Raw genomic sequence first — 13,155 nt, 5'->3', positions numbered from 1 at the left:
TTATTATTAATTAAAAGTTTGCCGAGGTTTGTAAGCATATTCAGACATCGGGCCGACAAAGACAACACTATTGGAAGAGTATTTTGGAAATGAACTTGTAAAAAAGTTCGAGGAAATGATGGAAAATAATGATGAATTCTACTTCGATACCGAAGAGCTAGAAGACATTATTGTTTATTATTTGGAGCTGGGAGATTTTAACTACGCAGACAATGCTGTTAATTATGGCCTTAAGCTTCATCCCAATTCATTGGATATCAAGATCAAAAGACTTGAGATTCTTTTGGAGTGGGAAGATTATAATACCGCAAAAGAACTCATTGACGAACTGAAAGGTTCATCCATGGAAAACACAGACTTTATGGTCTGCTATGCGAAGTATTATTCGAACCTGGGAAACCCCAGAAAAGCCATTGACATCTGCAAAAAAGCCTTAGAACTGCAGGAAGAAGAAAACTTCCTTCATAACTTTATTGCGGACGAATATGTAAACTTGGGAGACCCTTTTAACGCTCTTAAACACTACAGAAAAGCTCTGAAAGAAGATCCTATGGATGAGTATTCTCTCGAAAACTGTATGATCTGCTTCAGCGACCTGAATAAGAGCGAGGAGGCTATTGCCTTTCTTAATGAATATTTAGATGAATTTGCCTATTCCGAAACCGCTTGGTTCGAATACGGGCAGTTTTACTTCAACAGAAAGAATTACGAAGAAGCCATAAAAGGATATGATTACCTTTTGGCCATCAACTCAAGTTCTGTAGGAGTATATGCAAACAAAGCAGCCTGTTACGAAGCCCTGGGACAATACCAGAAGGCCATAGAGGTATACGAGGAAATGCTTGAGCTTGAATATACCAAAGCATTTACATTTTATAAGATAGGATTGTGCTATAAGGCGCAGAAACAGTCCATAATGGCCTTAAATGCATTCCAGAAATCATTGAGAGAAGACCCACAGTTTTATCTTGCGATGATGGAACAATCTTATCTCTATGAAGAAATGGGAGGCATGAAAGAAGCCCTGCATTTTGCAAGAGAAGCTACCCAGCTGAATGACAGTAACCTTGACTATCAGAAAAGACTTGCATTTCTATTTATTGATTCCGGAAAATTTGAAGAAAGCCTTGCCTGTCTGAAAAAGCTGGTAGATGCGGAACCTTCAAGGTTTTATAACTGGTATGCCTATTCAGAGGTTTTGATGCTTCTTGGAGAATATGAAGAGGCGGTAACTATTCTGGATAATGCCTTAAGGGTACATGACAGGGCAGAGCTTTACTATCAGCTCAGCAACTGCTATTTCAACCTGCGAAACCCGGAAAAAGGAGCAGAATCTCTTCAGAAAGCTTTAAATATTGACGCATCGCTTGCCCAGGATATGCAGAAAAAATATCCTTTCATCAAAGATGAGGTAAAGAAAGTCAAAGCCAAAGTGAAAAAGAAGAATTCTTAGAAGTTGGAAGAAGGAAGTTTAGACTGAAGATCGAAGGATCTGCCTTAATTCTCCTTAATAGCTTAAAGATTCTTAATGACTTAAATTAACAATCATAAATACTTAAATCCTGCAGCGATGCAGGATTTTTAATTTATGAATACCTGTTTATTTTTTTATAACCGCTGTTTTAGACCTTAAAAAAATCAGTCCGCCGATAATAACTCCCGCTCCAACAAACTGTAAAAAGCTCAGTTTTTCACCATCCAGAAATCCCCAGATAATAGCAACGATAGGCATCAAAAGAGTTACAGTAGAAGCAAATAGCGGGGTAGATACCTTCAGTAGCCGGTAATTTAAAGTCATGGCCAGCCCGGTTCCAAAGATAGACAGCAAGCTTACAAACATCAGTCCCAGCATATTGTCCTCATTAAAACTGAATGTTGAAAAGAATCCCGTGAATGTTAAAGCAATAAGAGAAGGGAAAAATAAAACAAATGAAAAAACAAATGCCGATAAAATCGTGGAAGAGACATCCATTAGTTTAGATTTCACCGTTGTTGTGCTTAAAGCATAGCACAGCGTGGCCAGTAACAGCAATAATATAGGAATAAGCTTGAATTTTCCACCTTCTCCATCTCCTCCAAAAGCCAATAAGCAGACTCCGGCAAAGCTGATCATTGTTCCCACGATCTGCCTTTTAGTGGTGTCAAACTTCCAGACCAGCGCTCCCACAATAATCACGAAGATGGGCATCATAGAATTGATAATTCCGGCGATACTGCTGCTTACTTCCGTTTCCGCAATCGGAAATAGAAACATAGGAATGAAATTTCCTGTAAATGCAGCCAGGATAAGCCACTTCAAATGCTTTTTGGGAAATAGTTTATATTTTGAAATCGCGACCGGCATTAAAATAATTCCTGCGATCAGAACCCTGAGCGCCCCTACCTGATAGGGACTGAAATGCTCAAGAGACTTTTTGATCAAAATAAAAGACGAGCCCCAGATAACAGTTAATACAATCAGAAGGATCCATTTTTCTTTATCTGCGTTCATTATTTTTGTGTAAGATGTTTAAAAATTCTTTTTTAGGAATCATTTTTGCGCCTAAGCTTTCCAGGTGCTCTGTATGAGACTGACAGTCAATGAGATCAATATTATCTTTGTTATTTTCCACAAAATGAATAAAGCCGGCTTTAGAAGCATTGCTTACTTTCGCAAACATACTTTCGCCGCAGAAAACATTTCCGATCTGAAGGCCGTAAAAACCTCCAACCAGTTCTCCATCCTGCCATACCTCAATACTTTTGGCAAGACCATATTCATTAAGCTGAATAAAAGATTCCATCAGTTCATCCGAAAGCCATGTTCCAGTCTGTCCCTTTCTGCTCGTTTGCTGGCAGTTTTGGATCACTTCCCTAAAGCATTTGTTTTCAGAAAATGTAAAAATACCCCTGTTTAGTATTTTCCGCATCGATTTTGAAACTTTTAGTTCTTCAGGAAACAGGACAAATCTGGGATCCGGGCACCACCACAATATTTCCTCTCCGGGATTGTACCACGGAAAGATCCCCAGCTGGTAGGCGAACCAAACCCTTTCTGTAGACAGGTCTCCTCCAAAGGCAACCAGCCCGTCGTGACCGTCATAAAGTTCAGGATCGGGGAATGAAATCTCGTTTTCGTCTAATCGGACCATTTTTTTGGAAAAAAAATCCCACTTGATAAAGCAGGATTTATATTTGATCTTATTTTTTAATTAAAAAGGTAAATCATCATCATCGTCACCAGCGAAAGGATTTTCATTGGAAACCGGGGATGCAGATTGAGAAGGAGAGGCCTGAGTAGGCTCAGATCCGTTGTCCATTACTTTTTCAATTTTCCATCCTGTAATAGAATTGAAATACTTAGTTTCACCCTGAGGAGAAACCCATTCTCTTCCTCTGATGTTGATTCCCACTTTTACATTTTCACCCTCCTTAAGGTTATCTAATAAACTGATCTTATCAGACAAAAATTCTATGTTTATCGGCTGTGGATACTGTTCCTGGGTTAAAATAACCATTTCTCTCTTTTGAAAGCCGCTTGCAAATGTCTGAGCATCAAAAAGTTTCTTTACCGTTCCTTGTAATTCCATATTGTAATTATTAACGTTGTAAAAGTAAGAAAATGAAATGTAATAATTGGAGGACCTGAAAAAAAATATGAGAATTTTAATTTTTTTTTCTGAAAAGTTTGGAGACAATGGAAAAAGTCCTATATTTGCACTCACAAAAACGAAGCAAGCTCTTTAAAATAAGCAAAAACAAACCAGCGGATGTGGTGTAATTGGTAGCCACGCCAGACTTAGGATCTGGTGCCGTGAGGCGTGGGGGTTCGAGTCCCTTCATCCGCACTATGCGAAAAAACTCTCTGTATTGTTTACAGGGAGTTTTTGTTTTTATAGCCCTCATAAACGGGTGTTTGGCGTGCATTAGTCATGATGCTTTTTGATAAACTATTGATCCGCGTCAGTTTAATTAGCCTTTATCTGTATTTTCCACAAACATTCAATCTGTATCCAAGATAATAGTAACTTCTGTATCTGTGTCCATAATGGAATACTCCATAATTTTGTTATACTAAACAGAGCATTATGGAAACTATTATTCGAAACCAACAGCAGCTTCAATATGCTGACGTCTATATTTCAGATATGCAGTCGCTGAGAAATATCTTTCTGCAGTCCCAAAATTTATCCAGATTAAGCCAGGATTTCGGTGTACCCTTTCTTTTGGCTAAAAAAAGAAATGAGATTCTTGGTTTTGCAAGTCTGATCATTAACGGAAAAGGGGAGATCACATTTAAGATCTATGGGAAAAGTGATCTTGCAGACTCTGAAAAAAAGAATTTTAATCTTCAGGCAGAGCGTTATTTCAATAAAAACAATTCAGCAAATTTCCGGAATGCAGAACAGCTGAAAAGCAGTATCAATAGAATGATCAGCTGGTTGAATGTTGGATAAAACGTCAATAAATTTGTACATTTACTTAAAACCGGGGCTTTATGTCAAAAGACGTTCTCTATCTTAAAATAGCAAAATCTGTCACTGAGCAGATCAAAAGCGATACGCTGCAGCAAGGAGACAGACTGCCTTCACTAAGAAGTGCTCAAAAACTCTATAATGTCAGTCTGAATACTGTAAAACAGGCTTATATGGAACTGGAAAGCCGCTCTCTGGTTGAATCCCGTCCCAAATATGGCTATTTTGTGAGCCAGACTTCCCAAAGAAAGCTGGCATTGCCTTCGGTGGCTCCAATGAAAGAAGCTGAGAAGAAAAATACACCGGAAGATCTTATTGATAAAGTATTCGGAACCATTGATGGGACAGATGTTACCCAGTTTGCTTTGGGAATTCCTGGGAAAAGTTTCCTTCCTTTGGCAAAGCTCAAGAAATGTATGATCAATGTGATCAAAAGAAAGAATGATAGCGGTACAGATTATGAGCCGGTACAGGGAAGCGAATACCTCCGTCGGGAAGCTGCCAAATGGGCTCTGGTGTTGGAAGGAAAAATATCAGAAGACGATCTGGTCATCACCTCCGGGGCCATGAATGCAGTATATACCTGCCTGATGGCGGTGACGAAACCCGGAGATTCCGTAGCGGTGGAAAGCCCGGTCTATTTTGGAGTGCTTCAGGCGATCCAGCAGCTGGGACTGAAGGTGGTGGAAATTCCTACCCATCCTATTTACGGAGTAGATCTGGATGCCTTGAAAAAAGTGCTTCCTACACTTTCTGCCTGTTGTTTTGTGACGAATTTCAATAATCCGTTAGGCTTTCAGATGCCGGATGACAATAAAAAAGAACTGGTAAGGATGATTACGGAATATAATGTTCCTCTGATCGAAGATGATATATACGGAAACCTGTATTTTGGAGCAGAAAGACCCAAACCGTGTAAATTTTATGATGAAGCCGGGCTTGTGATGTGGATAGGATCAGTTTCCAAAACCCTTGCTCCCGGTTATCGTGTCGGTTGGGTTGCTCCCGGAAAATTTAAAGAAAAGGTAATCCGGCAGAAGCTGGTGCAGACTGTGTGCAGCCCATCCCTGTATCCGGATGTAATTGCGGATTTTCTTGAACACGGCCGCTATGACCACCATCTGAGAATGTTCAGAAATAAGCTGTATGCAAACTATCTTCAGATTCAGAAATCAGTGGGAGAGTATTTCCCGGACAATACAAAGGTTTCGGAACCTAAAGGAGGCTTTATGCTATGGCTGGAGCTGGATAAAAGGATATGCACGGAAGACCTTTATGATGAAGCCATGAGCCAGAAAATAACCTTTGCCCCGGGAAGAATGTTTTCCCAATATAATCAATATCAAAACTGTATGCGCCTTAACTATGCCCTGGAATGGACGGACAGGGTAGAAAGTGACCTTGAAAAGCTTGCAAAAATGGTTAAAAAAAGAATTTAATTAAACCTTATAAACGATGAATGATACAAATAATGAAGTAAAAATTATAGCCTATGATCCCCAATATAAAGAAGCCTTCAAGGCTTTAAACGAAGAATGGATCAAAAAATTTTTCACCATGGAGGCCGGCGATTATAAACTGCTGGACAATCCCGAAGAGCACATTATAAACAAAGGAGGATACATTGTTTTTGCTCTGCTGGATAATGAGCCAGTGGGAACATGTGCTTTAGTGAAATTGTCCGATAAGCCACTTAAATTTGAACTCTCAAAGATGGCTGTAAGCCCCAAAGCACAAGGAAAGCAAATAGGATATCTGGTAGGACAGACCTTGGTAGATAAAGCCAGGGAATTAAATGCAGAAAGTATTTCCCTTGAAACCAACTCTGTGCTCGTTCCTGCAATAAAATTATATGAAAAGCTTGGTTTTAAGCATATGCCAGCCTCTGATTCAGCTTATTGCCGCTGTGATACACAGATGCTGCTGGAGCTTTAAATAAGAAATATTGCTGTTCTTAGCTAAGATTCTTTCTGTTCATGAGGTTTTGCTTTCCCTCATGCCTATTCACTCTTTTTCCTTATTTTTGTGAAATTCCTTATTTCAATGAAAAAGATTATCCTCATCGAAGACGAAACCAGTGTTGTATCTTTTATAAAGAAAGGGCTTCAGGAAAACGGGTACGAAGTTTCCGTAGCCTTTGACGGACGCACTGGTGTACAGTTGGTGCAGGCCAACGATTTTGATCTGGTAATTCTGGACATTATGCTGCCGGAAATGAATGGGCTGGATGTCTGCAAAGAAATCAGGAAAACCAATCAGCATGTTCCTATCCTCTTTTTAACAGCTTTGGGAACTTCTGAAAATATAGTGTTGGGTCTGGAAAGCGGAGGTGATGATTATCTTGTAAAGCCATTCAAGTTCATTGAGCTGGTAGCCCGCGTGAAATCATTATTAAGAAGAAGCAATGGAGTAAGTCCTCAGGAAATTGCTGAACCGGAGCCTGATAATGAACATGTCTTCAAGTTTTCAGATCTGATTGTTAATGATTATACCAAGAAAGTTACCCGTGCCGGAGATGAAATTTCTTTAACTTCTACAGAATATAAACTGCTGCTCTACTTCCTGAATAATCCTGAAAAAGTAATTTCCAGAGCTGAAATTCTGGACGCAGTCTGGGGTGTCAATTATGAGCTGGGAACCAATGTTGTAGATGTTTATGTAAACTATCTGAGAAAAAAACTGGATAATCAGGATGATCATAAGCTGATTCATACTGTGATAGGGATGGGGTATGTACTGAAAAAACCTTAATGGATGTTTAATAAAGTTGTCACAAATCAAACCAAAACAATGGTGCTCTTAATGTTGGTATTTACTGCCATCATTCTGCTGTTCAGTGGGTTGGTTTATTTTTCTATTGTCAACTTTTCACACCAGAGATTTTATGAGCTGCTGAAGATCCGTACAACAACTATTGTTCAGATCGAAAAAAGCAAAGACCACCTTGACCTTCCCGAAAACTATATCCTCAACGGCCTCAATGATGAGGAGCTTCCCATGGAAAGAGATTATGTTTTTGCGGTTCCGGCGGATTCCAATTTCAGGAAGATCTCACAGGAGGTTCATATTCCGGACTATTTTTTCAAAAGTATCGTCAGAAAAGGTGAGGCCAATTATAATGACAAAGAATTTTATTATATCGGGCAGACCTTCAGGTATGATGATAAAGACTATATTGCCATTGCTTCTGCCAAGAACCATTACGTAATTTACTACCTGGGATTTTTAAAGAGAACGCTGATTACCTGTATTGTACTGTCCTTGTTCTTCAGTATGATTTTTTCTTTTTATCTGTCTAAAACCTTATTTAGGCCCATCTTAAAAATTACAGGTAAGGTAAAAGAGATCAGCTCCGAAAATCTTCACCTGAGACTGGAGCCGCAACCCGACAATAAGGAACTTAATGAGCTGGTAGATACTTTCAACGGAATGCTGAACCGGATAGAAACCTCATTTGAGACCCAAAACCATCTGATCGGGAATGTTTCCCATGAGCTGAGAACACCACTTACCTCGATCATGGGAGAAGCGGATGTCGCTCTTTCTATCGGCAGAACAGCTGATGAATACAAAGAAACCCTTGAGATTATCCTTGACGAAGCCGAAAAGCTGGATAAAAAGATCAAAGCCTTACTCATGATTGCTCAGACCGGTTTCGATGGAAAGATCCAGAAAATGGATAAAGTAAGAATCGATCAGCTGCTTTGGGACGTCATTGAAACCTTGAGAAAAATTGATTCAAGAAATAATATTTATCTGGATATCAGTATGCTTCCGGATAATCCTAAAAAATTAAAAGTACAGGGCAACGAACAGCTGCTTCATCTTGCGGTAGCCAATATCATCAATAACGGTTGTAAATATTCTAATTTCCAGCAGGTAAAAGTCTCGCTGGGCGCTACAGATACAGATGTTTATATCATTGTAAAGGACTTTGGAATAGGTATTCCGGAGGTGGAAATGAATAAAATCTACGACCCATTCTTCAGGGCTTCCAATACCAAAAACTACGAAGGCTACGGAATAGGACTTCCGCTGGCCAGAAACATCGTAAGAATGCACCACGGCGAACTGATCGTAAGTTCTCACGAAAACCAGGGAACCACAGTACAGATGCGTTTTCCTAATTTCTACAGTACGAGACCGGAAGGAGCTTAATAGCAAAGAACAATCCTACAAATACAAAAAGCAAAGAATCTGCTCAATTTCTTAATCAGCGAGAGAAATCTACGTACTTTATTTTCATTCCTCCGAAAAATTAAAGTATCCATCTCAAATATCTCATATTAACGCATGTTAACAATATTCTAATCTCATTTTAATCTCTTTAATCACATTTTAATTCCGTTCCAAAGCGCTTCTAATCTTACCGCTTTAGTTTTGTATCATCAAAATATGACGACAAACCTAAATCTAAAAAGATATGACCAAAACAATCTTAATCGCCACGGATTACTCTCTTGAGTCACTGAATATATTAAAAAAAGTGCTGAAAGAGAAAGAAACATCGGAAGACCAGAATCAGTATACTATTCTTTTGGTTTCAGGGTATGATGGTGGAGATTCCATCAGGGACCTTCTGTTCAACACAAAAAGTACCATTTTTAATAAGATCAGGCCGCAGGAATTCTGTGATGCCTATGGAATTATCAAAAATAAATACCCCTATTTAGTAAATAAGATTGTCTGCGATATTTTTACAGGAAGCTTTCAAAGGACGTTCAATAATTATATGAAAGCGGAAAATATTGAGGAAGCTTATTACTCTCCATCTATTAAGAGTAAAGGAAAGGGAAAATTTGATATTGCTCCTTACATCAGAAAATGCAAAGATATCAAGGTTCAGGAAATTAAAATTGAAATCCCTGAAAGACTTCCTGAAAGAGGAAAACTGGCAGAGATATTTGTTGAGGCCTAAAAAAATGATAAACACAATATAAAAGAAATAAAAAAATGTTAAGAAATTATAGTAACAGCCGAACGTTGGGAGACAATATCAGATTGGGGACGCTGACTGCATTCACTGCAGGAACTATAAATATTGCCTCCCTTTTAATATTTCTCTCTTTTACATCGAACGTAACGGGACATTACGCCATCCTTGCTGCGGAAATCAGTAAGGGAAACTGGACGCAGGTGGTCGTAGTTGGGGCATGGATTTTTTTGTTCTTCTTCGGAAGCTTTTTGTCCAACTTCATCGTCATCAACTTTAATAAGAAAAGTAAATATTTTGCTCATGCAATGCCGATTGTGCTGGAAATCATATGTTTGCTTTTTGTGGGAATTTATGGGCAGTTTTATTATCAGAAAACATTGGAAGAAACAGAATATCTGGTTGCACTGATGCTTTTTGCAACAGGACTTCAGAACGGGCTTACGGCAAGCATCTCCAATTTCTCGGTGAAAACGACCCACCTTACGGGTACCACAACCGATCTTGGAATTCTGCTTTCCATGTTTACCCAGAAAAAATACAGAAAGAATGGTGAGCTGATAGGAAGGGCAAAACTGCTCATGAGTATAATGGCAGCCTATGTTTTAGGAGCTGTTTTCTCTGGACTTACGTATTACTATCTTGAATTCAGGGTATTTTATGTGATCAGTCTGTGTCTTTTGATTGTGATCGGTTATGATGCCTATAAGATTCATATAAGGCATTTTAATACCAAATACCGATACAGCAGAATTTATAAAAAGCCCACTGTACTGGCTTATCTATACGACAAAGTCCACGGTATTCCAAAAAGAAAAGAAAAAAGAAAACTTGTCTTTGATGATTGAGCAATAAAGAAATAAAATAAATATCAAATTATTTTTTGTGTAAACTAGCTGTGAAACACCCCTTTTTTGATAATGAAAAAGGGGTGTTCTTTATCAGAAATCTTGGTCGCGTAAATGAACTACCTGTTTTAGACAAGAATAAACAGATAGATAGAACGTATGCTTAGTCAGTGGCGTAGCTGCATCTCTTTGCTCAACTAAAAACTAAAGCAGCTCATCTTTAAACTTTGCGTTAAAAAATACCAGCCTTTCAGAATTCTTTTCCTCTGGCAGAGATTAAAAAATGGACAGGATACAAAATGTGATTAAAATGTTGATAATTAAATTTTAATTCACGGTTTTAATGTTTTAATTCCCGTTTCCATTGCCTATTTTTGTAAGTTGATTATACGTTTTATGTCAGATATTATTCAGCTTTTACCGGATCATGTAGCCAACCAAATTGCGGCAGGAGAAGTGGTGCAGAGACCTGCGTCCATTGTGAAGGAACTTTTGGAAAATGCTATTGATGCGGGTGCATCCAAGATAGAATTGATTATCAGGGATGCAGGAAAAAACCTGATCCAGGTGGTAGATGATGGCAAAGGAATGTCTGAAACAGATGCCCGGATGGCGTTTGAAAGACATGCTACGTCAAAAATCAAAGCAACAGAAGATATTTTCAGAATTGCTACAAAAGGATTTCGTGGTGAAGCATTGGCTTCTATTGCTGCCGTTTCCCAGGTTGAACTGAGGACGAAGCAGAATGATGCCAAAATTGGAACCAATATCTACATCGAAGGCGGTGTATTTCAGTTTCAGGACCCGATACAGACTGCCGACGGATCCAATTTCCTGGTGAAAAACCTATTCTACAACGTTCCGGCCCGAAGAAAATTTCTTAAAAATAATAATGTTGAATTCAGACATGTCATTGATGAATTTCAGCGCGTTGCATTAGCTCATGAAAATCTGGAATTTTCTCTGTTTCATGATGATGAAGCTGTTTTCAGATTGAGAAAAGGCAGCCAGATGCAGCGTATTATAGATGTTTTCGGACGTAAACTGCAGCCGCAGCTGATTCCTATAAAAGAAGATATTATCTGGTGTAAACTTCACGGATTTGTTGCGAAGCCTGAAGGCGCCAAAAAATCAAGAGGAGAACAGTTTTTTTTCGTTAACGGAAGGTATTTCAAAAGTCCGTATTTCAATAAAGCAGTTCAGGAAGCTTTCGAAGGATTGCTTTTACCGGGCTATGTTCCTACATTTTTCCTTTATCTTGAATTAGATCCTGAAAAAATAGATGTGAATATCCATCCCCAGAAAACGGAAGTGAAGTTTGAAGATGAACACCTGATTTTTGCCCTTCTCCGTTCCACCATTAAAAGGTCCCTGGGAATTTATAACGTTTCTCCTAGCCTTGATTTTGATAAAGACCCGGAAATGGACGCCATGATGAATAAGCCTTTCCCAAGCAAAGGAAACGGCAGCGGAGGAGTCATCAAAATGCCGGAAATTATAGTAGACAAAGACTACAACCCTTTTATTGAAGAAAGAAATGTACGTCCCGAAGAAATTCAGAATCTTACGGAAATGTACCATCAGAATATTACAGCAGAGCCCTCAAAGATCAATTTATTTGAAGACGAAGATTTTGATGAGGACCTGATGAGGTTACCCAATGGCTATTGGCTGTTCAATAAAGGAGATGTAACCCTGATGCTGGACCTTGGAAGAATGCACAGGTTGGTTGTTTCAGAGAATAATAAAACCTCCAGGAAGCCAAATATCAATCCAAACAGCCATACGCTTCTGTTTTCTCTGGAGTATCATATGAACGAAATAGAAAAGAATAAATATAATTCTTTCAAAAAATTTCTGCCTGAACTTGGGTTTGACATGAAAATTGCACATGAAAGCGTGCTGAGAATAGACGCGCTTCCCGAGGGATTGAAAGAAACCCAGGCCATGAAGTTCCTGGAGAACCTTTTTGAGATCCTGGAATATAAGACTGAAGAAGAATTTATGCAGTTTTATCTCAACCAGTGGAACAAAATGCAGTCCAAATCAAGGTTTGATTTCATCTATAAAAAAGATGCGGAACAGATGATCAAAGACTTTACAGCATTAGGCTTCCCGGAATTTTTACCGGATGGCAAAAGATGCTTTTATGAAGTTCCGTTTAATGATTTTAAAAACAAATTTTAAAAAATGTTTAACAATATACCGCCCATCACCAGGAATATTATCATTATCAATGTTATCGTGTTCATTGGGACTTATTTTATTGGAAATCAGGTAATCGGCTACCTTGCCGGCTTTTATCCTTTTTCTCCGTTTTTCCATTCATGGCAAATCATTACCCACATGTTTATGCATGGAAGCATTATGCACATTCTGTTTAATATGCTGACTCTGTACAGTTTCGGGCCTATCCTGGAGCAAACGTTGGGGGATAAAAAATATTTGATTCTCTATTTTTTAAGTGGATTAGGAGCTTTTTTCCTTTTTAATTTATGGAATTTCGTTGAGGCACAACAGCTTACAAATGAACTGCAGCAGCTCGGATTTAATGTTAATGCTTATTTATCCGGAGCAAGTGTAGGATTTAGTGGCGATGCTGCATCAGTTCTTAAGCAGAAAGAATTGTTGGAGAGTTTGAAGGGAATTGTAGCAACGCCTATGGTTGGTGCTTCCGGAGCTATTTTCGGAGTAGTGGCGGCTTTTGCTACCCTTTATCCCGATTCAAAAATCATGATGATGTTCATTCCTATTCCTATAAAGGTAAAATATCTGATGCCTATCGTTATTGTAGTTTCCATATACCTTGGAGTATCCGGGAACGGAGGTGGTATTGCCCATCTCGCTCACGTTGGAGGAGCATTAGTTGGCTGGATTCTTGCAAGAATCTGGAAGAAACATCTGTATAGATTCAATTAGA

Annotated in this window: 13 protein-coding genes and 1 tRNA gene; 11 read left to right on the top strand and 3 right to left on the bottom strand. The window is 38.8% G+C overall.

Features of this window, described 5'->3' with window-relative positions:
• Positions 1-70: 70 nt before the first annotated feature.
• On the top strand, positions 71-1,453 hold the full coding sequence (locus ACTJIV_RS00680) for a tetratricopeptide repeat protein (protein ID WP_440624978.1): 1,383 nt from the start codon (positions 71-73) through the stop codon (positions 1,451-1,453).
• A gap of 147 nt (positions 1,454-1,600) precedes the next feature.
• On the opposite strand, the gene ACTJIV_RS00675 is transcribed toward ACTJIV_RS00680, so the two are convergent.
• From ACTJIV_RS00675 to ACTJIV_RS00665, 3 genes are read right to left on the bottom strand one after another with little or no spacing between them, the layout of a single operon-like run.
• Entirely contained in the window at positions 1,601-2,491 is an 891-nt protein-coding gene (locus ACTJIV_RS00675; RefSeq protein ID WP_111953863.1) for a DMT family transporter, read from the bottom strand.
• Positions 2,478-3,131 carry a leucyl/phenylalanyl-tRNA--protein transferase gene (gene aat, locus ACTJIV_RS00670; RefSeq protein WP_111953861.1) on the bottom strand — a complete coding sequence of 218 codons (654 nt, stop codon included), beginning with the start codon at positions 3,129-3,131 and terminating at the stop codon, positions 2,478-2,480. The genes ACTJIV_RS00675 and aat overlap by 14 nt, the downstream gene beginning before the upstream one ends.
• A gap of 60 nt (positions 3,132-3,191) precedes the next feature.
• Positions 3,192-3,569 carry a DUF3127 domain-containing protein gene (locus ACTJIV_RS00665; protein WP_034739828.1) on the bottom strand — a complete coding sequence of 126 codons (378 nt, stop codon included), beginning with the start codon at positions 3,567-3,569 and terminating at the stop codon, positions 3,192-3,194.
• 176 nt (positions 3,570-3,745) lie between these two features.
• On the opposite strand from ACTJIV_RS00665, the gene ACTJIV_RS00660 reads away from it, so the two are divergent.
• From ACTJIV_RS00660 to ACTJIV_RS00615, 10 genes are all read left to right on the top strand, one after another.
• Positions 3,746-3,827: transfer RNA gene (locus tag ACTJIV_RS00660), tRNA-Leu, on the top strand.
• A 240-nt stretch (positions 3,828-4,067) separates the two neighbouring features.
• The gene (locus tag ACTJIV_RS00655) at positions 4,068-4,436 is read left to right on the top strand and encodes a hypothetical protein (protein ID WP_223557854.1); all 369 of its coding nucleotides are present in this window, start codon (positions 4,068-4,070) and stop codon (positions 4,434-4,436) included.
• A 41-nt stretch (positions 4,437-4,477) separates the two neighbouring features.
• The gene (locus tag ACTJIV_RS00650) at positions 4,478-5,893 is read left to right on the top strand and encodes an aminotransferase-like domain-containing protein (protein WP_336378025.1); all 1,416 of its coding nucleotides are present in this window, start codon (positions 4,478-4,480) and stop codon (positions 5,891-5,893) included.
• Between the two features lie 16 nt (positions 5,894-5,909).
• Positions 5,910-6,389 (top strand): GNAT family N-acetyltransferase, encoded by a 480-nt coding sequence (locus ACTJIV_RS00645; protein ID WP_336378026.1) that lies wholly within the window; start codon positions 5,910-5,912, stop codon positions 6,387-6,389.
• A 108-nt stretch (positions 6,390-6,497) separates the two neighbouring features.
• Positions 6,498-7,205 (top strand): response regulator transcription factor, encoded by a 708-nt coding sequence (locus ACTJIV_RS00640; protein WP_223557851.1) that lies wholly within the window; start codon positions 6,498-6,500, stop codon positions 7,203-7,205.
• Between the two features lie 51 nt (positions 7,206-7,256).
• The gene (locus ACTJIV_RS00635) at positions 7,257-8,612 is read left to right on the top strand and encodes a HAMP domain-containing sensor histidine kinase (RefSeq protein WP_223557850.1); all 1,356 of its coding nucleotides are present in this window, start codon (positions 7,257-7,259) and stop codon (positions 8,610-8,612) included.
• Between the two features lie 265 nt (positions 8,613-8,877).
• A complete protein-coding gene (locus ACTJIV_RS00630; RefSeq protein ID WP_440624972.1) occupies positions 8,878-9,372 on the top strand; it encodes a hypothetical protein in 495 nt (164 codons plus the stop codon).
• A gap of 35 nt (positions 9,373-9,407) precedes the next feature.
• Positions 9,408-10,235: a YoaK family protein gene (locus ACTJIV_RS00625; protein ID WP_440624970.1), complete on the top strand. Its 828-nt coding sequence runs from the start codon at positions 9,408-9,410 to the stop codon at positions 10,233-10,235.
• Between the two features lie 396 nt (positions 10,236-10,631).
• Positions 10,632-12,422, top strand: coding sequence for a DNA mismatch repair endonuclease MutL (mutL, locus tag ACTJIV_RS00620; protein ID WP_440624968.1), 1,791 nt, complete (start codon positions 10,632-10,634; stop codon positions 12,420-12,422).
• Between the two features lie 3 nt (positions 12,423-12,425).
• Positions 12,426-13,154, top strand: coding sequence for a rhomboid family intramembrane serine protease (locus tag ACTJIV_RS00615; protein ID WP_440624966.1), 729 nt, complete (start codon positions 12,426-12,428; stop codon positions 13,152-13,154).
• Position 13,155 lies beyond the last annotated feature (1 nt).

The sequence above is a fragment of the Chryseobacterium sp. 22532 genome (genome assembly GCF_052044665.1).
In the GTDB taxonomy this organism is placed as follows: domain Bacteria; phylum Bacteroidota; class Bacteroidia; order Flavobacteriales; family Weeksellaceae; genus Chryseobacterium; species Chryseobacterium lathyri.
Note: the sequence above shows the minus strand (reverse complement) of the source record. Positions and strands in the feature narration are given on the sequence as shown.